At 43.0% G+C, this 23,822-nt stretch carries 19 protein-coding genes and 1 pseudogene; 9 read left to right on the top strand and 11 right to left on the bottom strand.

Annotated features, from left to right (window positions below; all coding sequences use genetic code 11):
* Window position 1 precedes the first annotated feature (1 nt).
* The 5 genes from putA to M3I01_RS17195 all read right to left on the bottom strand — a co-directional run bounded on the left by putA (window position 2) and on the right by M3I01_RS17195 (window position 7,352).
* Entirely contained in the window at window positions 2–3,124 is a 3,123-nt protein-coding gene (gene putA / locus M3I01_RS17215; RefSeq protein ID WP_255897162.1) for a bifunctional proline dehydrogenase/L-glutamate gamma-semialdehyde dehydrogenase PutA, read from the bottom strand.
* A gap of 314 nt (window positions 3,125–3,438) precedes the next feature.
* Window positions 3,439–4,212 carry a helix-turn-helix domain-containing protein gene (locus M3I01_RS17210; protein WP_255897161.1) on the bottom strand — a complete coding sequence of 258 codons (774 nt, stop codon included), beginning with the start codon at window positions 4,210–4,212 and terminating at the stop codon, window positions 3,439–3,441.
* Window positions 4,213–4,407: 195 nt separating this feature from the next.
* Window positions 4,408–5,370, bottom strand: a complete 963-nt coding sequence (locus M3I01_RS17205; RefSeq protein ID WP_255897160.1) for an NADPH:quinone reductase — start codon at window positions 5,368–5,370, stop codon at window positions 4,408–4,410.
* A 57-nt stretch (window positions 5,371–5,427) separates the two neighbouring features.
* Window positions 5,428–6,816, bottom strand: a complete 1,389-nt coding sequence (locus M3I01_RS17200; protein WP_275565211.1) for a TRAP transporter large permease — start codon at window positions 6,814–6,816, stop codon at window positions 5,428–5,430.
* Entirely contained in the window at window positions 6,816–7,352 is a 537-nt protein-coding gene (locus M3I01_RS17195) for a TRAP transporter small permease subunit (protein ID WP_255897159.1), read from the bottom strand. The genes M3I01_RS17200 and M3I01_RS17195 overlap by 1 nt, the downstream gene beginning before the upstream one ends.
* Window positions 7,353–8,299: 947 nt before the next feature.
* Here M3I01_RS17195 and M3I01_RS17190 point away from each other — a divergent pair.
* The 3 genes and pseudogenes from M3I01_RS17190 (at window position 8,300) to M3I01_RS17180 (ending at window position 10,839) form a co-directional block, all read left to right on the top strand.
* Window positions 8,300–8,782 (top strand): hypothetical protein, encoded by a 483-nt coding sequence (locus M3I01_RS17190; protein WP_255897158.1) that lies wholly within the window; start codon window positions 8,300–8,302, stop codon window positions 8,780–8,782.
* A 192-nt stretch (window positions 8,783–8,974) separates the two neighbouring features.
* On the top strand, window positions 8,975–9,778 hold the full coding sequence (locus tag M3I01_RS17185; protein WP_255897157.1) for a hypothetical protein: 804 nt from the start codon (window positions 8,975–8,977) through the stop codon (window positions 9,776–9,778).
* A gap of 72 nt (window positions 9,779–9,850) precedes the next feature.
* Window positions 9,851–10,839 (top strand): annotated as a pseudogene (locus tag M3I01_RS17180) (IS5 family transposase).
* 644 nt (window positions 10,840–11,483) lie between these two features.
* Here the strand turns inward: M3I01_RS17180 and kwaB are convergent.
* The 3 genes from kwaB to M3I01_RS17170 all read right to left on the bottom strand — a co-directional run bounded on the left by kwaB (window position 11,484) and on the right by M3I01_RS17170 (window position 13,494).
* Window positions 11,484–12,449 (bottom strand): anti-phage protein KwaB, encoded by a 966-nt coding sequence (gene kwaB / locus M3I01_RS17175; RefSeq protein WP_255897156.1) that lies wholly within the window; start codon window positions 12,447–12,449, stop codon window positions 11,484–11,486.
* On the bottom strand, window positions 12,446–13,027 hold the full coding sequence (gene kwaA / locus M3I01_RS18595; RefSeq protein ID WP_394358987.1) for an anti-phage protein KwaA: 582 nt from the start codon (window positions 13,025–13,027) through the stop codon (window positions 12,446–12,448). Before kwaA ends, kwaB begins: the two co-directional genes overlap by 4 nt.
* A gap of 296 nt (window positions 13,028–13,323) precedes the next feature.
* Entirely contained in the window at window positions 13,324–13,494 is a 171-nt protein-coding gene (locus M3I01_RS17170; protein ID WP_275565210.1) for a hypothetical protein, read from the bottom strand.
* A gap of 176 nt (window positions 13,495–13,670) precedes the next feature.
* Between M3I01_RS17170 and M3I01_RS17165 the strand changes: the two genes are divergently transcribed.
* From M3I01_RS17165 to M3I01_RS17140, 6 genes are all read left to right on the top strand, one after another.
* Window positions 13,671–14,639, top strand: coding sequence for a PstS family phosphate ABC transporter substrate-binding protein (locus M3I01_RS17165; RefSeq protein WP_255897154.1), 969 nt, complete (start codon window positions 13,671–13,673; stop codon window positions 14,637–14,639).
* Between the two features lie 130 nt (window positions 14,640–14,769).
* Entirely contained in the window at window positions 14,770–17,031 is a 2,262-nt protein-coding gene (locus tag M3I01_RS17160; protein ID WP_255897153.1) for an ABC transporter permease subunit, read from the top strand.
* Between the two features lie 11 nt (window positions 17,032–17,042).
* Entirely contained in the window at window positions 17,043–18,743 is a 1,701-nt protein-coding gene (pstA, locus tag M3I01_RS17155; protein WP_255897152.1) for a phosphate ABC transporter permease PstA, read from the top strand.
* A 36-nt stretch (window positions 18,744–18,779) separates the two neighbouring features.
* Window positions 18,780–19,610 (top strand): phosphate ABC transporter ATP-binding protein PstB, encoded by an 831-nt coding sequence (gene pstB / locus M3I01_RS17150; RefSeq protein WP_176336631.1) that lies wholly within the window; start codon window positions 18,780–18,782, stop codon window positions 19,608–19,610.
* Between the two features lie 14 nt (window positions 19,611–19,624).
* Entirely contained in the window at window positions 19,625–20,338 is a 714-nt protein-coding gene (phoU, locus tag M3I01_RS17145; RefSeq protein ID WP_255897146.1) for a phosphate signaling complex protein PhoU, read from the top strand.
* Between the two features lie 210 nt (window positions 20,339–20,548).
* Window positions 20,549–21,049 (top strand): GAF domain-containing protein, encoded by a 501-nt coding sequence (locus M3I01_RS17140; protein WP_255897144.1) that lies wholly within the window; start codon window positions 20,549–20,551, stop codon window positions 21,047–21,049.
* 5 nt (window positions 21,050–21,054) lie between these two features.
* Here M3I01_RS17140 and M3I01_RS17135 read toward each other — a convergent pair whose 3' ends face one another.
* Genes M3I01_RS17135 through M3I01_RS17125 form a run of 3 tightly spaced genes read right to left on the bottom strand, consistent with a single transcriptional unit; the run spans window position 21,055 to window position 23,717 of the window.
* On the bottom strand, window positions 21,055–21,387 hold the full coding sequence (locus M3I01_RS17135) for an Hpt domain-containing protein (protein WP_255897143.1): 333 nt from the start codon (window positions 21,385–21,387) through the stop codon (window positions 21,055–21,057).
* Window positions 21,380–23,203, bottom strand: a complete 1,824-nt coding sequence (locus M3I01_RS17130; protein ID WP_255897138.1) for a sensor histidine kinase — start codon at window positions 23,201–23,203, stop codon at window positions 21,380–21,382. The genes M3I01_RS17135 and M3I01_RS17130 overlap by 8 nt, the downstream gene beginning before the upstream one ends.
* Before the next feature lie 4 nt (window positions 23,204–23,207).
* Complete coding sequence (locus M3I01_RS17125; protein WP_255897137.1) at window positions 23,208–23,717, bottom strand: hypothetical protein; 510 nt, start codon at window positions 23,715–23,717, stop codon at window positions 23,208–23,210.
* Window positions 23,718–23,822: the final 105 nt, after the last annotated feature.

Genomic DNA, 23,822 nt, shown 5'->3' with positions numbered 1-23,822 from the left:
CTTAAAGGTCTTGCTCAATGGCGAAGCGTTGTAGATAGTGCGGGCCACCAGCTTTTGGGCCAGTACCTGACAAACCTTGTCCACCGAAAGGCTGAACGCCAACCACGGCACCAACTTGGTCGCGGTTGATGTACAAGTTACCCACGCGGGCTCGGCTTGCAATACGAGCACAGGTGGTTTCGTTACGGCTATGAACGCCTAACGTCAGACCAAACCCTGAGTTGTTAATCGTATCGATGATTTTATCTAAGTCGCGTGCTTTGTAGCGTACAACATGAAGAATTGGTCCGAATTTCTCATCGGTAAGCTGATCGATACTGGCGATTTCAAATGCCGTTGGCGCAACATACGTGCCTTTGTTTGCAAACGACGGCAGTTCTGATTGAGCAATCAGCTTGGCTTCTTTTGTCATGTGTTCGATGTGTTCTAGCAACATGGTTTGTGCTTTTTTATCGATCACTGGGCCCACATCCGTGCTGTGCAAATACGGCAAGCCTACAGACTGCTCTTGCATCGCGCCTTTGATCATCGGAATAACTCGATCGGCAATGTCTTCTTGTACGAACAAGACACGCAATGCGGAACAACGTTGACCAGCTGACGCGAAAGCAGAACGAACCGCATCGCGTACGACTTGTTCTGGCAATGACGTAGAGTCCACCAACATGGCGTTTTGACCGCCTGTTTCTGCGATAACAGGCACAGGCGCCACACCACGTGCCGCAAGTGTGCGGTTAATCAATTGTGCCGTGCCTGTCGAGCCCGTGAACGCCAAACCTGCAATGCGTTTGTCGCTGGTGAGCGGAGCACCAACCGTCGCGCCATCGCCTGGTAGAAGATGCAGAACATCGCCCGGTACACCAGCTTGATGTAACAACTCAATGGCACGAAAAGCGATTAAGCTAGTTTGTTCCGCTGGTTTTGCCACCACGGTATTACCAACCACAAGTGCCGCCACTATTTGGCCGGTGAAAATCGCCAATGGGAAGTTCCAAGGGCTGATACAAGTAAATACGCCACGGCCGTTTAGCTTAGCGTGCTTTGCTTCGCCTAAGAAATCTGTGTAGCTGGTTGGATTGGCAAAGTGACTACGAGCTTGTTGTGCGTAGTAGCGGCAAAAGTCCACAGCCTCACGTACTTCATCGATGCTGTCTTGAATGGTTTTACCCGCTTCACGGTGGCAAAGTGCCATCAGTTCTGCGTAGTTTTCTTCCATCAAGTCTGCCATTTTGTCTAAGCAATCAGCACGTTCCGTCGCTGGACGAGTAGACCACGCAGGGAAGGCCGCTTCCGCAAGGTCAATGGCTTTTGTGACGATGGTTGTGTCTGCCCAGTCAATTTGACCCGCAGACTCACTGTGATCGTAAGGGCTAAGTACTGCGTGAGTGTGTCCTGTTTCTACCTTTTCACCGCCCACGATGGGGAAAGCGCGCCATTGGGTGTCTTGTCCCATGAAAACGTCGATTTTGGCTTTGAATGGTGTCCAGTCAGAATCGATCTCAATATTGGGTCCAAATGAATTTTTACGATCGTCAAACAAGCCTGATGGCAGGCTAATATGAGGGTTAGCCAATGATTTACGACTTTCTAGCGTCGTCACTGGGTGATCGATCAAATCCGCAATTGGGTAGCTGGCGTCGATTAAACGGTGCACGAAGGAGCTGTTAGCGCCGTTTTCTAACAAACGACGAACCAAGTAAGGAAGCAAGTCTTTGTGACTACCGACTGGCGCGTAAATACGTACGCAAATGTCGCTGTCTTTGATCAAACGGTTATAAAGCGCATCGCCCATGCCGTGTAAGCGTTGGAATTCGAATTCTTTTGTCGTTGCGCCCAATTGTGTTGCGATGCAGTTAATGGTCGCAATGGTGTGCGCATTATGGCTGGCAAACTGTGGAAAGATATTCGCGCGAGTGTGCTCGCTGAGTAAGAAGTGAGCGCAGGCTAGGTAAGACACATCGGTCGATTCTTTGCGTGTGTAAACAGGATAACCATCAATGCCGCGTTGTTGGCAAAGTTTGATTTCAGAATCCCAATAAGCGCCCTTTACAAGGCGAACAGGCACTCGATCGCCATATTCTTTGGCAAGAGCAGCCAACCAAACTAAAACAGGCAGAGCGCGCTTTGAATAAGCTTGTACCACTAGCCCAAACAAGCCCCAGCCTTTTGTTGCTTCATCGCGGTACAGTTTTTCAAATAAATGCAAAGAAAGTTCTAGGCGATCTGCTTCTTCCGCATCGATAGTAATGCCGACGTTCAAGGCGCGAGCCTTAGTGATTAAGCCTTTAACGCTGTCAAAAAGCTCGGTCATTACACGTTCTTCACAACCCACTTCATAACGAGGGTGAAGGGCTGATAGCTTAATAGAGATCGTTGGGCGGTGGCCTTTGCTGTAGGTATCTTTGCCTACAGACTCGACGGCTTGCTCATAAGACTTGAGGTACTTATCGGCATCGGCGGCGGTTAACGCCGCTTCACCCAACATATCAAAGGAGTAGGTGTAACCTTTGTCACGGTAGCTTTTACCACGAGACAAGGCTTCTGTGATACTGCGACCTAAAACAAACTGATGACCCATGACTTTCATCGCTTGGTTCATCGCTTTACGAATCACAGGCTCAGAAACACGGTTTACCATCCGATTGACAAGGTTGGCTGGTGTGCCGTCTTGGTTTTCGTCCATGGTGACGATTTTGCCTGTCAACAAAAGACCCCATGTGGACGCATTAACAAAAAAGGAATCAGAATTCTTAGCGTGAGAAGCCCAATCGGCCACACTCAAACGGTCTTTAATAAAGGCGTCTGCGGTTTCTTTGTCTGGTACACGCATGAGCGCTTCAGCCAAACACATCAACAAAATACCTTCTTTGGTGTCTAGACTGTATTCCAACAGTAAAGCGTCAATCATTGACATGCTATCGTCATCGTTACGTACTTCAGCAATGAGTTTAGACGCCGCATTAGTGTGCTCAGCGAGCGCCTCGTCTGTTGGTTTTGCTAAAGGTAATAACTCTTTCAACCACTTTTCTTCATCCATCTTATAAAGAGGGGAAATCAGCTGCCACAATTCATTTAGTGGTCGCTGGATAAAGTTAGGTTGTAACACCTCAATCGCTTTAAACATGGTTGGACTCTCCCGCGTTAACATAAAAAGCTGCATGGCTTTTTATTAAGGCCGCGCATATTGTTATAGAGCATAAAACACTTTTTTGATTATTTTTTATCAGGTAAAAAATGAAAAGCGCATATCTGGATAATATTGACACTTTAGTGACAGAAGGGATTAAGTGTCTTTCGAAAAAGTCGTTTTTTTTTATAAGAAAGTCCGACTTATTCAGAATACGTTGAAAGATGTCGTGTTCTTGTGACGATATAAGGGGAAAAATGAGAGAAATGATGACAAGCGAAAAAGTTTCTTAACGTGGAAGAAAAGACACGTTAGCGGCCACCAAATTGCTTCTGGTATTTTAAAGGGGTGATGGAGAGCGTTTGAGAGAACACATTGGTCATCGCACTTTGGCTCGAAAATCCACACATTTCGGCGACCTGTATCGGTGGATGGCCTTCTCTTAATAGCGATTGAGCGCGTTCTAAGCGTTTGCGCATTAAGTATTGATGAGGCGTCATCCCCGTTCGGTCTTTAAAGCGCTCATGAAATTGGCTGACACTCAAAAAACAGAAGTTAGCGAGTTGGTCGATGTGGACGCGACGCGACAAGTTGAGCTCAATAAATTGATCGAGTTTGTCGATATCAAGGTGATTACCTCGAGTACGAACATCTTTGTTATTGATCTGATGACGAATGGCACTGAGTAACGTGTTGCCGCACGCTCGGGCCAAGATCATGTCATTTGGGTATTGTTGTAATTCGCCGGACAATGCCGAGGCTAAGATTTGTAAGCGTGGGTTTAACTGAAAATACGCCGCTTGATCAAACAAGCGAGACACAATTTCATATTCTTCGTCGGTAATGCCTTTTTGCGGTGGAATAGGCAGGTTAATCACCATGATTCGATTATCGCCTAGACCCGCAAACGCATGGCTGTTCTCTGACGGAAGGATACACCCTTCGCCAGTATGCAGTTGCTTGCCTTTGCCTTGAATATCGAAATCGGTATTGCCATCTAATACGACCACCAATTGATGAAAGTCGTGATCATGGATATCCGCTTCATTTGGCAGGCTGAAAACGTCGGAATCAGGCTGAGTCAAAATGTGCCTTTTGGATAGATTAAGTCGAAAGTATAGCGGCCTTATAGACGCTTTAGTAGCGTATTTTTTTGAAGATACCCGACTTTAGGGTGTTTTTACTACTTTCGAGGGCGGGATAGTTAGATAAATAGGTTAGGAAAGCAAACTCGACGTTTTGTCTTATCAATGCGTCGAGTTTGCCAAAGTGCGTACTTACTACTCGCCAATACGAATAACAAGATTACCCAATGCGCCAGACTTCAGAACGTCTTCATGGGCTTGTGCTAGTTCCGTTAATGCGTAGCTATGACGAACCACAGGTTTTAATACGCCTTTTTCAAAAAGAGGGCGCAAAGACTTCGCGATCAAGGCGAGTTCTTTTGGCTGCACATTGGCCAAAGCGACACCAACGACAGATGCATCACGCGCCATCAGGTCACGAGGGTTAATCTCAACCGTGCCACGGTTACCAATCACGGCCACACAACCACCAAAGGCCAAGGCTTTTAAATCTTGGTCCAAGTTATGGTTAGCAAGCATTTCAATGACGATGTCGAAACCGCTGGCTAACGTTTGGAAAGGCGCAAGGTGATCGGCTTCATTGTGCATGATGACGGTTGTAACACCTTGCTGACGTAATAAATCCGCGCCTGCCACTGTGCCGGCACTGGCCACCACTTCCATACCTGCCGCTAACGCCAATTGTACAGTCGCAATGCCAACCGCACCGGTCGCACCATGAACTAAGACTTTATCGCCCGCTTTGGCATTGGCTCGGCCAAACAAAGCACGATGAGCCGTTGTGTAAGGTACGCCTAGACAAGCGCCTTCTTCGAACGACAAGGCATCGGCCAAAGGATAAGTATGAGTCGCTGCACACACAGTGAATTCTGCCGAAGAACCGCCAAGATTACGGCTAAAGTAAACGCGCTGACCCACCTCAAACTCGGTGACATTTTTGCCCAACTCAACAATGGTGCCTGCGCCGTCAGAACCCGGTGTATGGGGAAACGTCGTTTTGTAATTATTAGTGCCTGAGCGAATGTAGGTATCGACTGGGTTTACACCTGCTGCACCAACTTGAACCAACATTTGATCTTCATTAATGCTCGGTTTATTGGCGTCAGCCAGTGTTAAATCGCTGGCTGGACCGTAGTCTTTCATTTGCATTGCTTTCATATTTTTGTCCTCACGTAATGAGTGTCTGTTTTGCTATGCCAAAAATTATTTTGTTTATCAGTTTGCGTAGACTTGTTCTGGTAACCACGTTGCCAGTTCAGGCCAGACCGATAGCATTAATAGCACGAAAAGCTGAATCAAAATAAACGGCAATACGCCTTTGTAAATCGACTGTGTCTTAAGTTCTGGTGGCGCTACGCCACGTAAGTAAAACAGAGCGAAGCCAAATGGCGGTGTTAGGAAAGACGTTTGTAAGTTGATCGCCATCATAATGCCTAACCATACTGGATCTAGACCCATTGCGAGTAAAACAGGTGCAACAATCGGTACGACGACGAAGGTAATCTCAATGAAGTCTAGGATAAAACCAAGGAAGAACATCAGCAACATCACCACAATCATGGCGCCGACAACCCCACCCGGAAGTTGAGAGAAGAAGTCTTGAATCAATTCTTCGCCACCAAAGCCACGGAATACCAAGGAGAAAAGCGACGCACCGATAAGGATCATGAACACCATACAGGTGACTTTCGTGGTCGAATGCACGGTTTCTTTTAAGGTTGGGAAACTAAGTTTGCCACTTCCCCACGCCAACAACGCCGCGCCTAATGCCCCCACGCCCGCCGCTTCTGTTGGTGTGGCAATACCGCTTAGGATAGAACCTAGTACCGCAAAAATAAGCACCAAAGGCGGTAATAAGCCTTTTATAATTTGTATGGCAAGAGGTTCCGTAGAGCCGTTGCGTAATTCCTCACGAGGTACGGCGGGGGCTTTGTGAGGTTGCAACCAGGCCACAACGACGACGTATAAAATGTAGAGAGCAACAAGGATCAATCCGGGAATCAGCGCACCAACAAACAAGTCGCCCACAGAAATGGTTTTAGGTGAAAAAATTCCCATTTCCAACTGCGCTTTCTGGAACGCATTGGACATCACATCGCCCAATAAAACCAACGCAATAGACGGCGGAATGATTTGCCCCAATGTACCGGTTGCGCAAATGGTGCCGGCCGCTAGCGCTGGGTCATAACCGCGACGCAACATAGTCGGCAGCGAGATCATGCCCATGGTAACCACCGTCGCACCAACAATACCGGTACTCGCGGCCAACAGCATACCGACCAAAATAACCGAAATGCCTAAACCGCCACGCAAGGTGCCAAATAACATTGCCATGGAATCGAGTAACTTCTCAGCCAGCTTTGATTTTTCTAGCAGGACACCCATCAATACAAAGAGCGGCACCGCCATGAGAGTTTCATTGCCGACAATACCAAACAAACGGTTGGGCAATGCTTCTAGAAAAACGCTGTCGAAGGTTCCAAAAAAGGAACCCACCGCCGCAAAAATTAACGCGGTGCCACCCAATGAAAACGCCACAGGGTAGCCAAATAATAAGCAGACACAAACACCGGCAAAGAGCCATAAAGGAATAAATTCAGCCATTAGTTTTGTCCTTTAGCGTGTCTAGTAATGGGGGAGCGAGCCGCGTTTACAACGCCAATATTTTTCAGAATATCCGCTGTACCTTGAATGATCAGACTAATCATCATCATTGGAATCAGCGTCTTTAATAGATACACAAAAGGCAAACCACCCGGTTCTGGAGACGTTTCGAATACGCGCCAAGACGCACTCACGTAATCCATACTTAAATACGCGGTATAAAGCGTAAAGGGCAATAGAAAGAAGATACCGCCAATGATATTGACCCATGCTTTTTTAGAGGCAGAAAAACCACGATAAAAAACATCAACACGAACGTGTTCGTCGTCTTTAAAGGTATAAGCCGCGCCCAGCATAAAAACCATCGCGTGAAGATAAAGAACAGACTCTTGTAGCGCGATAGAACCGATGTCGAAACCATAGCGCAACAGTACGATGAGACAGGTAATTAGCATCATCGCTAACGTAAGCCAAGCAACACATTTCCCCGTGTAATAGGAAATGGCCTCAGCAGAACAGACCAGTTTGTTAAACATTAAAGTACCCACAGTTTTAATCATTATTATCGGATGTGTCTCTAGTGGACTTAATCCGGACGGCTAGTCTATTGGATAACGTCACGCTTGGGAATATTGCAGGCGCCTACATATAAGGCCTTCGACGCCTTTATCGTATAAAACAGCTCTGAAATAGGGTGTTCATACGATTTAAGCACTACGTTCCCTCCCTTTACTTCACAAGGGGAGGGTTTTTCTGATTTCCTCGTTCCCATACTTTTGGAGCCAACCAACCCCATTCGCTTTGCTCACGTTATTGGCTTGATGTTCTGCTACTCAACCTTTGCAAGTCGATGGGACTCTTTCTTGGTTCTTGTAGGCATGATTAGACGAGGAACGAGGCGTAATCAGGCAATCAAAGGAGTGCGCAATCGCAGATTAATCGTATCCTCGTTCCTGAGTTGGAATGCATAAGGGCTTTGCTCCATACCTTTGGAGCCAACCAAACCCATTCGCTCGACACTATCGTTTGACCTCGCTCATCGGCTTTGCTTTGCGCTTACAGCGTCATTTCAATACAACAAACGGATTTTAAAGGCACCTCAATTTAGGTGATCAATTCACCATAGGAAAAAACAATTAAGAGAAAGGTTATTTTTCACCCCGTCTATTTTATGCTCGTTTTGTCTAAAAAATAATCACTGCTTTGCGCGTTTATACTGGTAGATAAATAAAAAGTCTTTTAATATCAATGGATAAGCATTTTCAGTGCAGAGATAACACGCTGGGGATAAAAGGAATAACGCGCACGCTCGTTTAGCCAGTTTTGGACTTTATGAATAATTTTATAAAATACTGAAAATTCAGTTAGTTATAGGGATATTTAAAGAGTTTTACAAATGTGTAAACGCGCATGCGCACTATTAAAGATGTTAGAGCTTTAGTATTCAATTCAGTCGTATTTAAATAAATTAACAAGGAATAAAATGGAAAGTTTTTTATCGTATGGTTCTATAGGTGTTGGACTAGCAGGTATGATTATCGCTGTAAAATTGCTTTATACGGAGCAAAAAAGAGATGTGCCTAGAACCTCTATGTTGATGGGGTTTTATACTCTAATTTTAGTTACATGTGTACTCGCTGGTTTTGGTTTTATGAATGAGCGTAGTGAGCAAGTTAGCGCGAGTAATACATTACCAACATTTTCAATCGGTAAAGGAAGCCATGAAGAGTCTCCAGATAAAAAACTAGTGGTGCTGTTAGATCGTGTGTATATCGGTGTAAATGATAATGTTTATGCCGATATTAGGTTAGGCGTAGCGCCAAACGAAAACAATGTTTATAAGCTTATTGTGAACCAAGGTTACTCTGATGTATTCAGTATTAATGGAAATGAATATGCTTTCACAATCAATGAAATTAGTGAAAGTGGAAACTTAATAACAGTAGGCTGGGGCAAAAAACTCTAACAAGTTGCTCAAACGGACAAAAAACAGCTGGCTTTTGCTCGTTCCTCGCTAATTTTAGCCAGCTATTTTATTGCCGCTTAGCAAAGTGTTAGGTGTCCCAATGTTTATCGTAGCTAAATCTTAGCCTGAAAAGCTAATTATTATTTAAGAGAAAATTTCCTTTATCTAAAACTTAAAAAAGTGATGTTCATTATGGCAAATTACATAATTGAAAAAAGAAATATGTTCAATAAAGATTACTTAAAAGTAATGCTAAAAGATAATACTCATTTAGCTACTATTCAAAAGCTATTGCAAGAAATTCAATCGATTTCAAAAGTGAATATAACTGATAATAAAAGGACAGATATAACAATATACCCATCTGAATTTTATTCAGCTGAAGAAACTGAGGAGGAAGTAAAAATACAATTGGAAAGCTTTTATACTTCTCAGCCCTTAGATCCTATTTTTGAAGCCGATCTATTGTCAAAAATTAGCAGTAAAGCTTATGATCAAATAATTAACGAAATAAATGTTTTTGGTCTAAATCTAGAAAAATATAAATCCCTCTATTCTAAGTTTGATGAAGAAGGGTTTAGAGATTTTTTCTTGCCTCACTTAAATTCAATTTCTCGTAACCACACTGCAACAGGTGAAACATTTAATAAAATTGGAAAAACAGATATGTTAATCCAAGATAGTATTGGGCAAAATGTATTTATTGCCGAATGCAAAATATGGTATGGGGAAAAAGAACTACTTAAGGCAGTTGATCAATTACTTGAAAGGTATGTCACGTGGAGAGATGAGCAAGTAGCCCTAATTATTTTTAATAAACACAATGCTGGTTTCACTAGTATTCTAGAAAAATCTAAAGAAGCAATGAAGACCCATTCAGGTTATTCATCACTTGTAAAAGAAAACACACAAACTTCTGTTTCCTATTTATTTATGAATGCAGATGATAATAAAAAGAAAATTAAAATTGAACTCATGATTTTTAATTGTAGTTAAAAAACACCTAAGGAACATGCGAATAAGTCCCTCTCATGAGACAATCTCTTTTTAAGTCTTCGAGCCTCAACCATGTCACTCCAACTCACCTTTGCCGACAGCGAATTTAACAACAAACGCCGTAAAACACGTAAGGAAATTTTCCTTTCTCGCATGAATGAGTTGATGCCTTGGGATCAACTAGAAGCGGTTATTGAGCCGTTTTATCCTAAACCAGGGAATGGCAGAAGACCTTATCAGCTATCAACAATGTTCCGCATTCACTGCATGCAACATTGGTACAACATGAGTGATCCAGCGATGGAGGACGCCTTGTATGAGATCACGTCCATGCGCTTATTTGCTGACTTATCGTTAGATAACCCAATTCCTGATCACACGACCATCATGAATTTCAGACACTTATTAGAAAAACACAAACTCTCGCGCCAGCTTTTTAAAGAAGTGAATCGATGGCTGTCTGATGCAGGCATTTATCTCAAAGAAGGCACCATTGTGGATGCGACTATTATTGAAGCGGCCAGCTCAACGAAAAATAAAACCAAAGAAAGAGACCTTGAAATGCATCAAACTCAAAAGGGTAAGCAGTGGTTCTTTGGCTTAAAAGCCCATATTGGTGTTGACGCTAGAACGGGGTTAACTCACAGCATGAGTACAACGGCGGCCAACGTTCATGACATCACAGAAACAGCGAACCTTCTTCATGGCGAAGAGTGTTTTGTCTCGGCGGATTCTGGCTATCGTGGCGCTCAAAAGAGAGAAGAGTTAAAAGGTGTCAAAGCAGACTGGTTGATTGCAGCTATTTTTCGAAAAGAAGGGCAAGCAAAATAAAAACCTTAAAAAATCACCCTAGGAAAAATAAACAGCCCATCCGAACGGAATACATAAAAGCCAGTATTCGAGCAAAAGTCGAACATCCCTTTAGAATCATCAAGTGTTAGTTTGGTTTTAGAAAAGCTATTTATCGTGGGTTGGCTAAAAATGACAGTAAGCTCGCCATGCTGTTTGCTCTTGCAAACGTGTTTCGAGTTGACCAGATGACCCGAGCCGCAAGGAGTTAATCCGTTTACAAACCACTAAACAAGGTTCAATTATCTTGTTTAGTGGTAGAAAAGTGATAAACCAGCCACATTACTGACTGCCATTGGGCTTTCAGAATGTTAAGGCGCGCAGTTTGGCTTGATGGCATGTTCCCTAGCTAAGCAATTCACTTAGAAAGATACAAGGTTAGGATGGGATTATTCTTTGTACTGAGCCTTTGTTGTCATCGACCGAATAACATTTCTCCTCGAAACTACCGCCTACCTCGCCGAAATGTTGTTTACCCTTGATGTGTTTTTGCTTCCATACACGAAGCTCCGAAAGGGTCGACCCCCTTCTTCCTTTAAGACACTTCATGAATGTAATAAAAACTGATGAAAAAGGGCTTTGACCCAGAGTATATGGTGGAGGATGAAAAAGAGTCATAGTATCAAAGGGATAAATCAGAGATCCTAGTTAAGTACTGTATGTCAGAGGTAAAACTAACTAGAAAATCATTTAAGAATATTGCGGGGGAATCGTTAAATCATCAATATAACAACTAAAACTTATAGTGATAGAGCAAAAGCGCCTCTATTTGTGAGGCACTTTTACGGAGAACGTTTATGCACAGAAGTACGTAGTTACCCTGTCGATTAGCAGAAAATTCTAACGGGAGTATATGTTAAGACTCTTCAACTGCAACATTGTCATCTGCACCATCTTTAGCAAGACTTGTATAATGAAATTTTGTTAACTCTGATGTCAGAAAATCATCCATTAACAATTGTATAAAAAGGGCTTTAGACACCTTTGTATCAAGTTGTATTTTATCACCATCTGCATTAAATTTTATTTTACCTTTCAATCTTGGGAAAGACTTACAAAATTGAATTATTTTATCATTTTCAATTCCTGATTTTAGAACAGGGGATGCTTTAGCTACTTTAGTGAGCTTTCTTGCTGTTGTTACATTATCTATTAGTTCATGTAATGTTTCAGGGTTTTCTACTAAAGAAATCGCTTCTATAGCCTCTACACCTAATTTAGCTTCCTTCTTTATTATTTCCTGAAAACCAAATGATTTTTCTAACGTATCTAAACTTAAAACTAATAAAGAATTATCAACTTGGAGTAAATGAAAGTTAGGACTTATCCGAAAAAACTCTTCTTTTAACTCCTCGAATCTTTGAGGAGATTTCTTTAAGAAAAAACTCGATCTTCCATAAATATTAATCTGAGCCATTGTTTTAAACAAAACAACTTGCTTCTGTTCATCACCTAATTCGATAATCATTGCCACTACTGAGTTAATATTATCATCAGCTAAATCAAACATTTCATAATCATCTGAACTAGTAATATGTTGCAAACATTGGAGAGATTCAGGAACTTCAATGTCATATTCATATATAACATTCTTTCTTTCATCTGATGTAGATAGTAATACGACTGAAACATCTGTATTCGATATGATTTCACTACCTATACTATCAACAAACATCTTTTTAATGTTAGGTAGATCATCCGATTTAATATCAAGTTTTTTAGGAGTTGTTTCACCTTTAAGCAGAACGTAAACAACAGCTTCAATCTGTTCTATATTATCTTGAAGATATTTCAACTTCGTATTCAATTCTTCCTTATTCATGATTTAATCATCGCTCCGTAATAAATTCTTTCATCGAGTTTAATATATGATATTCGTTCGTTTTTACTTAACTTCGATCTCGTGATAATAATAATATTTTCCCTAGTATCATTATTCTTAAATAATCCATCAGCTTTATAAATATGAAATCCTAATAAAGCTAATGAGGGGTTTGCATAAAACAAATCTGTTTTAATGTAAATTACGCCCATGAAAATTAATAATAGAGTTAATACAATTAAATATCTAACACTTTCAAAGTCAAAAGTTACTAATGGAATTATATATGTAGCTAAAAAAGTTAGGTGTTCATAATTAATACTTTCAACTTTAACTAATTTAAAAGGAATATTAGTCGAACCCTCAATATCAAACTTGAAACGCTTGAACTCGTATATCCCCCACAGCAAGCAAACCGAACAAATTATAGGTATTACTATTCCAGTATTAAGTTGATCAAATCCAATAAAATGACAGTTATCCCCCCAACAAAAAGGAATTTTTACCGTTATGATAATTACGAGTAAAAACAGAAGCCATAGTGAAATAACATATAATCCAACCTTCCTGCGTATCATCAAAGCCTCCTAACTATAAAGTGAACCAATTTAATTTTTTCCACAGGAGTATCCAGAAAATAATGTAAAAAATAAACCTGTTAATACATTGGTAACAAATCATTTCATGAAGCTTACATCTCAATAATAGTCATAGAAGAGATAACCAGTTCCTTATGTGTTTCAAGTACCCACACAATTTAGCAAGGTGACCTATAAATGAACAACTAATATAAGCAACTTACTCAGAAAAAGCGATACCAAACTCAGGCCTTATAAAGAACTAGGATTCTCGGCTCTTAAATTACAAGATAATTCTAACGTAGCAAAGCCATTTTTCGTGAACTATATTTTTCAGGAATAAAGTCTTGCTGTGCAGAAAAATCGTTTTCAACCTCATCAGTGACAATACTGTGTTCCTGTACTGCACCGCCTACTGACCAACTTTGAATTATTCTAAAGTGCTCGTTATAGCTGAATTTAGGCATGGTGGTTTCCGGTGTTTTTTGGAAGTGAGCTTTTAGCAGTAGATCACTGCTTAAATTTTTTTGAAATATTTCACTGTGTAACATTTTTGTCACAAGACTTTTTTATAGTAGCTCTATCGAACGAGCTATGGGCACTTGCTCATAAATATTTGACTATAACCACTGAGGTTTATGTGATGAAAAAACTAGTTGCAGGTTTAGCAATGACAGCAGCAGTAGGCGTTTCTTTTAACGCTTTTGCCGATGTTGATTCAAATTTAATGTCTTACAACAAGGCAAGCGGCGTTTCAGGAAATATTTCAAGTGTTGGCTCTGATACTCTAGCGAACTTGATGACATTGTGGGCAGAAGACTTTAAGCGTCTATACCCAAATGTAAACATTCAAATTCAAGCGGCCGGCTCTTCTACTGCGCCACCAGCATTGACGGAAGGTACATCAAACTTCGGTCCTATGTCTCGTATGATGAAAGACAAAGAAATCGCAGCGTTTGAGAAAAAATATGGCTACAAGCCAACTGCAGTCCCAGTGGCAATCGATGCGCTAGCGGTTTTCGTACATAAAGATAACCCAATCAAAGGTTTGTCACTTCCAGAAGTGGATGCGATCTTCTCTTCTACACGTAAGGGCGGTCACAGCGAAGACATCACTAACTGGGGTAAAGCTGGTCTAACGGGTGCTTGGGCAAACCGTGATGTTCAGTTGTTTGGCCGTAACTCAGTGTCTGGTACGTACGGTTACTTCAAATCAAACGCACTTTTCAAAGGTGACTTCAAAAACAGCGTAAACGAGCAGCCAGGTTCTGCGTCTGTTGTTCAGTCTGTTTCTACTTCTCTTAACGGTATTGGTTACTCTGGTATTGGCTACAAAACGTCTTCAGTTCGTGCCGTGGCATTGACTAAGAAAGAAGGCGGCGCTTTTATTGAAGCAACCTCTGAGAACGCAGCAACGGGTAAATATCCTCTGTCTCGTTTCTTATACGTTTATGTAAACAAAGCACCTAACAAGCCACTTGCTCCATTGCAGCGTGAGTTTGTTAAAATGGTCCTTTCTAAAATGGGCCAAGAGGTTGTCGTAAAAGACGGTTATGTACCTCTACCAGCAAAAGTAGCGAATAAGTACCTAAAAGATCTAGGTATTAACTAAGCAACGCTGTAGCGAGCTTACGGATGAGATGCTAATAATAGGAGGGCCGAAACGCTCTCCTATTTTTCTTGTTCCGTTAGCTGTCACACTACTGTCATATAAAAACATCACACAACTAAGATGAAAGCGGATGACTAAATCAACTGACCATCAGATGCCTGAACTGGATTTCAATACACCAGCTTTAAAGCGTCATCGTAAAATTCGCGCCCTGAAAGACCGCATGGCTGGAATGGGTATTGCGCTAGGAGGCAGCAGTGTTATTTTGGCTGTGCTGCTAATTTGCTTTTATTTACTTTACGAAGTGGCGCCTTTGTTCTCAAGCGCCAGTATTGATGCTGAAGCCAGCTATACGCTACCAGCAGAAGATCAAGGTGAAAGTCTTTACTTAACGACAGAAGAACAAGCTGAAGTCGGCATGCGCGTGACGAGCAATGGCAGTATTGTGTTCTTCTCTGTTGCGGATGGTAGCGTGATCGACACGGTTAAAAATCGTCGCACTGAAAAAGTCACCGCCTTTGCCGTTGAATCTGATACCAGTCACTTGATGGCGTTTGGTTATGAGGATGGTAAAGCGTTAATTGTGAAGCACGATTACCGCATTTCCTATCCAGATGGGAAACGAAAAATTACTCCCATTGTTGAATACCCTTACGGCGAAGAGCCTGTTGATGTTGCTGATTTCTTGATTAAGAAATTAACGATTCGTGATGGCAGCGACAGTTTAACCATGGCGGCGATTGGCGAGTCGAGTAGTGCTATTACTAAGGTGACGAAAGACGTTAATTTTATCACCGAAGAAGTGGAACTGAGTGAACAAAGCGAGCCGTTACCTTTTGTTCCAAATGCCGCGAGTATGTTGCTGAGTGGTAATCAGCGTTACCTTTATGTGGCAACACGTTCTGGTGCGATGAGTGAATTTGATCTGCGTGATTTTGATAACATTGAACTGAAAGATGAAGTTCCCTTATTTAAAGACGCCAGTACTGAGCTTGTTTCGATGAGCTATTTATTGGGTAAGTCTTCTATTATGGTGGCGGATTCTTCTGGTCGTGTGAGCCAGTGGTTTAACGTTCGAAATGATGAGACAAACGAAGAAAAGCTGACGTTTATCCGCGATGTAAAACAGCCCATTACTTTAGTGGACTTAGCGATGGAGCAACGTCGTAAAGGTTTTGCAACGCTGGACGAACGTGGTCTAGTCGCGATTTATAATGCGACGTCGACTCGACAAGTGGTCAATGAAAAGTTGAGTGACAACACGGCTCGTATGATCAGCTTTGCACCGCGTGCGAATGGTTTACTGTTGGAAGACAGCAAAGGTTTGCACTTCTTCCGAGTGGACAATGAGCACCCAGAAGTATCTTGGTCTTCTTTGTGGGGCAAAGTGTGGTACGAAGGCTATCAAGAGCCGACTTACACCTGGCAGTCTTCCGCAGCAAATAACGACTTTGAACCTAAATACAGCTTGATGCCATTAGCATTTGGTACCTTGAAAGCGGCGTTTTATGCCATGTTGATGGCGGTGCCCTTGGCTATTTGTGGTGCGATTTACACTGCTTATTTCATGGCGCCAGCGCTGCGTCGTAAGATCAAGCCGGTGATCGAGTTAATGGAGGCCTTGCCTACGGTAATTTTGGGCTTCTTGGCGGGTTTGTTCTTCGCGCCTTTTCTGGAAGAAAACCTAGTGGCTACTTTCAGCATTTTGGTGATATTACCAGTCGGTATACTTCTTTTTGCCTACCTTTGGTCTCGCTTACCTCAGAACATTCGCTGGTTGGTGCCTGAAGGTTGGCAACCATTGGTGTTGATTCCTGTGGTCGTTTTCCTTGCGTGGTTCTGTTTGGCATTGAGTCCGGTCATTGAATTGAACGTCTTTGACGGTAACGTTCGAGGCTGGATCACGAATGATCTGGGCATTACTTTCGACCAACGTAATGCGCTGGTGGTGGGTTTTGCGATGGGCTTTGCGGTTATTCCAACTATCTTCTCTATTACCGAAGATGCGATCTTTAGTGTGCCGAAAGCGTTAACTCAAGGGTCTTTGGCATTGGGTGCAACCTACTGGCAAACCATGACTCGCGTGGTGCTACCAACCGCGAGTCCAGGGATTTTCTCTGCGGTCATGATTGGTATGGGGCGCGCTGTTGGTGAAACCATGATTGTCTTGATGGCAACGGGTAACACGCCAATTATGGACGTGAATATCTTTGAAGGAATGCGGACTTTAGCGGCCAACTTGGCAGTGGAAGTACCGGAATCTGAAGTGGGAAGTTCTCACTATCGTATCTTGTTCTTGGCGGCCTTTGTGCTCTTTATCTTCACCTTTATTGTGAACACAATCGCCGAAACCGTGCGTCAGCACCTACGCAAAAAATACGGGTCGCTATAATGAGTACTGAGATGAAAATGAAGAAAAAGTCCGTATCCGAATGGGTCAAATCAGGTGATCCATGGGTGTGGCTGAATGCGGGTGCTGTGGCGATTTCGGTCATCATGGTGGTGGGTTTATTATTACTGATTGCGGTGCGAGGTCTTGGACACTTTTGGCCAGCGGATGTTGTGGAGTCTCATTACGCTTTGCCGGGTGAATCTGAATACAATATCGTGGCGGAACGGGTAGAAAGTGTTGAGGTATCGGCTGCGCAGTTACGCGGAGCAGGAATCGATATTCCTGACGAGCATCAGTTGATGCAGCGTACCTTGATGAAAACGGGTAACCGTGATGTGTACGGTTCAGATTTTCGTTGGGTAATCGACGAGTACCTCACGAAAACACAGCGTCCGGAAATGCTATTCACAGCGGAACGTCGTGAGTGGGGGAACTTGTACGGCTACTTAAAAGCCGTAAAAGAAGATGGAAACATCGTTTCTGAAACAAGCGATTTGACCCCTACCGAGTCCGCTTTGGCGACGTGGAGTACGTTTGAGAAAAGTATTGAACGCGTAGAGAGCATTCACAATGCCATTCATGACATTGAGAAAGGCGATATTGGTAAGATTAACCATGCTCTTGAGCGTATTCGCTTAACACAACGCCGTCTTGAACTTGAAGGCAAGTTAACGCCAGCGGCGCAAGCAGACCTTGCGGTAGAGCGAAGCCAATACGACGAAGAGTACAAAGGGTTACAGCAAAGCTTGATCGACTTATATGCCCAAATTAATCGTGATACGTTCGTGGTACAAGTGATGGACGGTACTGAGCACGAATTGCCAGTGGCTAAAATTGTTCACGCTTTCCGTGCGAACTCGATGAATATTGGTCAGAAGATGCGTTTTTACTTCACTAAATTGTGGGAGTTCTTGTCGGATGAACCTCGTGAAGCCAATACAGAAGGTGGTGTGTTCCCTGCTATTTTCGGTACGGTGATGATGGTGTTGTTGATGACTGTTCTGGTCACACCGTTTGGTGTGGTGGCTGCCGTGTATTTGCGTGAATACGCATCGCAAGGTTGGGTGACTCGTATTATTCGCATCGCGGTAAACAACTTAGCGGGCGTGCCATCTATTGTTTATGGTGTGTTTGGCTTAGGTTTCTTTATTTACTTCCTAGGGTCAGGCATTGACCAAGCGTTCTTCCCTGAAGCCTTACCGTCACCAACATTTGGTACTGGTGGTTTAATGTGGGCGTCTATCACTCTGGCTCTCTTGACAGTCCCTGTGGTGATTGTGGCGACCGAAGAGGGATTGTCTCGTATTCCTCGTAATGTTCGTGAGGGGAGCTTGGCATTGGGTGCAACGAAAGCGGAAACCTTGTGGCGTGTGGTGTTGCCGATGGCAAGCCCTGCGATCATGACGGGTGTTATTCTTGCTGTTGCTCGGGCGGCCGGTGAAGTGGCGCCATTGATGTTGGTGGGTGTGGTGAAACTCGCGCCATCATTGCCGTTAGATGGCAATTATCCCTACATCCATTTAGACCAAAAATTCATGCATTTAGGGTTTCATATTTACGACGTTGGTTTCCAAAGTCCGAATGTGGAAGCGGCACGACCTCTTGTGTACGCCACGGCCTTATTGCTCGTGATTGTTATTGCTTTGCTTAACCTATCAGCAGTAACGATTCGTAACCATTTACGTGAAAAATACAAATCGCTGGAAATGTAAGCGGCTAAGACGAGATTACTTTAAGAAGAGAACAGTATGAGCGACGTAAAAACACACTCTATCGATATTTCAGCATTGCAGCGCAGCCAACAGGCATTGCGCATTGAGAATGAAACTGTTTGCCTAGCGGTGAATGATTTGCACCTTTATTACGGTGAAAAAGAAGCGCTAAAAGGGGTGAATATGATTATCCCTGAGAAAAAGGTAACGGCATTTATCGGACCGTCCGGTTGTGGTAAATCGACGTTATTGCGCTGTTTTAATCGTATGAACGATTTAGTCGACGGTTGCCGTATTACGGGTGAAATCAATCTACGTGACCAAAATATCTATGCAAAAGGCACCGATGTAGCAGAATTACGTCGTCGTGTTGGTATGGTATTTCAAAAGCCCAACCCGTTTCCAAAAAGTATTTACGAGAACGTCGCTTACGGCTTGCGCATTCAAGGCATTAATAAAAAACGCCTGTTAGACGAAACCGTTGAATGGGCCTTACGTTCTGCCGCGTTGTGGGACGAAGTAAAAGATCGTCTACATGAAAGTGCGTTGGGTATGTCTGGTGGTCAGCAGCAGCGTTTGGTGATTGCGCGCACGGTCGCGGTAAAACCTGAAGTATTGTTGTTGGATGAGCCTGCGTCGGCATTGGACCCTATTTCAACTTTGAAGATTGAAGAATTGATTCATGAGTTGAAGAACGAGTTTACCATTGCGATTGTGACTCACAATATGCAGCAGGCGGCGCGCGTATCTGATTATACGGCGTTTATGTACATGGGGGATTTGATCGAGTTTGGTGATACCAACTCTTTATTTACGAATCCAAGCAAGCAGCAAACAGAAGACTACATCACGGGTCGCTACGGCTAGAGGGAGGACGCATTATGAAAGAGTTAACAACGGATCATATTTCTAAGCAGTTTAATAATGAGCTAGAAATGCTACGCCAACACTTTTTGACCATGGGTGGCGTTGTTGAAACGCAGGTACAGTATGCGGTTCAAGCCTTGCTCGACGGCAATGGTTCTTTAGCTGAAGAAGTAAGAGATAAAGACCTGACGGTGAATCAATTAGACGGTCTTATTGATGAAGAGTGCCGACGAATTTTAGCGAAACGTCAGCCTGCAGCGTCAGATTTACGCATGATCTTATCCATCAGCAAAGCCGTGAGTGAATTAGAGCGCATTGGTGATGAAGCGAAGAAAATCGCTAATCTTACCTTGAACTTGGTTGATGAAGGCGAATCTCCACGCGGGTATGTGGAGATCAACCGAATTGGCCAAATGGTGTCACGTATGATTCATGACACTTTGGATGCCTATGCTCGTCTTGACATAGGTGCGGCCATCAAAGTCGCCAAACAAGACCGTCTTGTAGACAAAGAATATAATACAGCCATGCGATCCTTGGTAACCTACATGATGGAAGATCCGCGTAGTATTTCACGTGTGATTAATGTGATTTGGGTACTTCGTTCACTTGAACGTATTGGTGATCATGCACGTTATACTTGTCAGCATTTGATTTTTATGGTCAAAGGAATCGACGTTCGCCACATTAATGCGAATGACCTTGCTCGTGAAATAGAAGACAAATAGTACAAGAACGGTTCTGTGTTACTGAAAGTATGAGCCATCGCTCTCTTGTGACTTGTTGAAAACGAACAAGGGAGTCGATGGTTTTTTGCGCCTTTTTTATCGATACGGTCTTCTTGGCCTCTATTTTTCTTTCATTCGCAGTGTTTAGTCGTTGGCTAAGGTGTGGACTTTGCTATTATCAGACTTTCGTTTTATCTGGTGCAAAATGCGATGTTTACCATAGAAGTTGATTCAACCGCCTCCCTTGAGATTACTTATCAAGAGCTCAATGCCCAGCTGGCGGCGTTATTAAGCGGAGAGCGAGACCTTATTTGTAATGCGGCTCAGTTTTCTGCCTTTGTCATGCAAACGATAGTGGATCTGAATTGGTCTGGCTTTTATTTTGCTCGTAACGAAGAGTTGGTTCTGGGGCCTTACGTGGGAAAAGTGGCCTGTACGCGAATTCCATTCGGTCGTGGCGTATGTGGTAAAGCGGCTCAAACCTTACAGGTTCAGCGCATTGATGATGTTCATGCATTTGATGGGCATATTGCGTGTGATGCCATGTCGGCCTCTGAATTGGTGGTTCCGGTTGTTGTAGACGGTAAGCTGGTGGCTGTTTTTGATATGGACAGCCCAAAAGTAGGCCGGTTTTCTGAGACCGATCAAGCTGGAATTGCGTCCTTTGTGGCGACGTTCATCAAGGCCACAGACGTTACTTGGTCACTATGAATGCGTTATGAAAAATACGCTGCCAGCGCTTTTAATGAGATTTTATGCAGGGCAAGCAGGTCATCTATGATGGCTTGTATTTCCTGTTCATTGTGTTGTGATGCAAAATTTTCGATCAGCTGACATTGTTTAGCAAATACTAACATCGCCATATTTAAGCTGGAGGATTTGAGTGAATGACTCACGTTCTGCAACTCTTGATAATTTCTTTCCTCCCAAGCGTCCAATAATATCGTCATTTTTTGACGGCTGTCTTGAACATATTCTAAGCGTATTTGATTTATGGTGTCTTTGCCTAATAACTGGGTGAGCGTGTCCAGCTGTGCGTGATCAATCATGGTTATTAGCCTTTTTCGATCTGCTTTGGTGAGTAAACACACTCGCAATAAGCGGCTCTAGTTGGCTTTGTGTTAACGGAAAATGCAACGCTATGACTGGGTATTCTGGGGTGTTAATAGCCTGAGGGTGATAGCTGAATATCGGACATGCTTTTGCTTGTCGCTGCGAGATTGCGTCGTTGGCTTCTCGTTCGAATTTTGGCGTGTTACCTATGATGACAAGATCAAAGTCTTTGTGTTCTTGGAAACTGCCATCCTTTGAAAAGGCAACATCAATATTAAATGTCGCCAGCTGTAAGCTGATCACTTTTGCGAGGTGTGCGTCGGTTTCTATGAGTAAGGCGTGTGTTTTATCTGGACAACGAAAAGTGGTTTGTTGTGCTGTTAGGCTGGTGTTCGGTACATAGAATGGGATGTCAATCCAGAACTCAGAGCCTTTTTGTGGCGCGCTGGAAAAATGCATTTCACCTTGCATCAAGTAAACCAATTTATGACACAGCGCCAAACTTAACCCTACCTTGCTTGGCATAGGCCCTTCTTTTTGCATGGGTAAAGCTGGGTTGATTCTTAAATTCTGCTGTAAATCATTTGGCATGCCAAGGCCTGTGTCTCGAAGGGCAATTTGCAGCACACTTGCTTCTTTCATACCAGTTGGGAGCGATATTTTAGGCGCACTTAATGCGGATGGTCTGATTTGTAAACTGATGCTGCCGGAGGGTGTGTGCGCAATGGCATTTTGCAGTAAGGCAATGATGATTTCTTTGGTGCGAATAAAATCTAAGTGGATGAGCTTAGACAGAAGAGGGTCTATGTAGACAACACTCTGCAGATCTTTGCGAGCCATCTGAGGTTCAAAAAGAGTAAGACAATCTTCGATGATACTGGGTAGGTGTTCAGTGGTTGGGGTTAGTGTCAGTTTTTTTGCGTCAATAAGCGCCAGATCAGACAGCATTTCTATGGTTTGAAGAAGCTGATGCCCTGACTCTTCAATATGTTTCGAAAGGACTTTCGTATCGTTTATTGAGGTGGGGTGATTTAATGTGTTAGCGACACCCATAATGACATTAACGGGGAAGCGTATTTCTTGGTTAATAAAGGACAACATGTTGGCTTTGTCTTCATGAACGGTCTGTATGCCTAGTGTGAGGTTTTTATTGTGCCTAAAGACCCTTCTTAGCTCTGATAGTCCCTTTATGGTAAAAAAACAGAAGAGCAATAAGCACACTAAGAGCGCCATCGATAAAAGCTGAATGTAGTTTAAATTCTTTTGAAGTATTTGATGTTCAGCCGTGATGTATTCATTGCTGCCTTTGTTGACTAGAGTGACAAACTCATTAATTTGATCTTCAATACGTTGAACACGATCAATTAAATTGGGGAGATAAGACGAGTCGCCGCCCTCCATTCTGGACAAATTGAAACTGAGTAATTCGAGTTCACCGTTAATAATGTTCAGTAGTCTTATTGTGCGTCCACCCTCAAAGGTGCGGATAAGTGACCCTACCGCACCCTCTCTTAACAGGTCGACTCGGCTCATTAACAAGTCATATTCAAAGAACGCGTTACCGTTAAGAGGGTAGTCGTTTTCATCTAGTGCAATTAAGTAGTTGAGAAAGCGATAAGACTGCACTTGAAGTTGCAGGGCATTCCATAAAGAGCTTTCAAAAACGCGACGGCTGTTATCTTTTGAACTGTCATTGGTGTAGGTAATGATGCCAAACACGGCGATAGAAATAGTAATGATAAAAGCAATAAAGCCGTAAAGTACCGATTGCTTAAATTTTGATTGCCAAGCACTTTCTTTGAATAAGCGCATTTTTTTACTCCGTTAACGCAATCAATTTGATGCGGTCTACTTGCCAGATAGAGCGACCGTAAAACACTTCAGATTTTAGCTCTTCACGCTCATCAAACGGGTAGATCACCATAATAGGACCAAGACCTCTAACGCTCATCGGCTTGCCGTCTTGATGCGTGGCAAAAATAGCCCCGTTTTCTATAAAATCGCTGAGTGGGATTTCCGTCATGTACTCATTGAGTGCAGTGACTTTCAAGAGAGTGCCTTGGCTTTCTAAGCGTTTTAATAGGTCTATGGCAGAAAAACCTTGATAGGTATGTATGCCTTTTGTCCATGGGTTATGGGTGGTGATCACGTACTGAGGTAATGCTTGTAACATGGCCATATCAAACGTTGCATACTGTTCTGAGTTGGTTGTTTTAATTACCCCCGATACCGTTAGCATTATTCTGCTGTTCGGTTTTTCTAAAGCATAAGACGAAGTAGAACTAAGACCGAAGAAAAGAAACACAAGAAGATAGAGTGGATGCATAGATGAGGACCTTAACGCCATTGAGTGAGAAAAAGGTACATGATAGACAAAAATAGCGGGCTTTTGTCGTTAATACTAGGTGGATATGAAATAACATCGTATTCG

The sequence above is a fragment of the Marinomonas maritima genome (assembly GCF_024435075.2).
Lineage (GTDB): Bacteria > Pseudomonadota > Gammaproteobacteria > Pseudomonadales > Marinomonadaceae > Marinomonas > Marinomonas maritima.
Note: the sequence above shows the minus strand (reverse complement) of the source record. Positions and strands in the feature narration are given on the sequence as shown.